Raw genomic sequence first — 823 nt, 5'->3', positions numbered from 1 at the left:
GATGAGGTCGTCGGCGGTCGGGCCGGCTAGGTGAAACAGTGCGCGGACGGTGGGCTCGGGCAGGATGCGAGTTTCGATGTCGACGGCGCCGTGGGCGATCGCATGTTGGTGCGCGGTGCGCAGGATGGCGTCGGTGGGTGTGGTACCTCGCAGCCGGTCGACGTCAGTACCGAGTGCGCGTTCGTCGATGTCGTGACGGGCGCAGATGATCAGGAGTCGGGCGTGGGTGACGTGAGCCAGCTCGGCGGCGTGGTCGACCACGCGGTAGGAGTAGTCGGATCCGTCGGTGTCGACGAGGATCGTGCGATAGGCCGTCATGATGGGGCCTCTTTCACGAGAAGGGGGTGTTCGAGCGGGGAGGGGTGTTCGTGTGAGTGCGTGACGCGCGGGAGCGGCGGGTGGTGGGGCCGGGAGAGAGGACTGCCAGCACGATCGCCCCGGCGGCGGTGAGGGCGGCCAGCGTGAGCGCGGCCTGGCTGCTGCCGTGCACGAACGCTGCCTTGGCGAACTCGGCCAGCGGTTGGGCCGCCGGTCCGGCCTGGTCAGCGACCTGCAGAGCAGCGGCCAGGGAATCGGCGACCGGGCCGCGGGCGGGCTCGGGAAGCTGGGGCAGAGCGGGCTGGATGTGGTGGGTATAGCCTGCGGCGAGCACGCTGCCAGCCACGGCGATCCCGATCGCGGCGCCGATCTCGCGGGCAGCGTCGTTGACCGCGGCGGCGACCCCCTGTTTGGCCGCAGGGGTGTCGGCGACGATGGCGTAGGTCGCCGGGGCGGTGCACAATCCCAGACCCGCGCTCATGATCAGCAGCGGCCACAGCAGGCC

1 protein-coding gene and 1 pseudogene are annotated in these 823 nt (G+C 70.8%); both read right to left on the bottom strand.

The features are described from left to right. On the bottom strand, positions 1–318 hold a 318-nt coding region (locus AC1Q6C_RS33670), incomplete at its 3' end, for a universal stress protein (protein ID WP_492667134.1). A gap of 13 nt (positions 319–331) precedes the next feature. After that, positions 332–823 (bottom strand): annotated as a pseudogene (locus AC1Q6C_RS33665) (MFS transporter); the annotation flags it as partial.

The organism is Rhodococcus sp. MT28 (genome assembly GCF_058792695.1).
The sequence above is the reverse complement of the archived record's forward strand: the minus strand, read 5'-3'. Positions and strand labels throughout refer to the sequence as shown.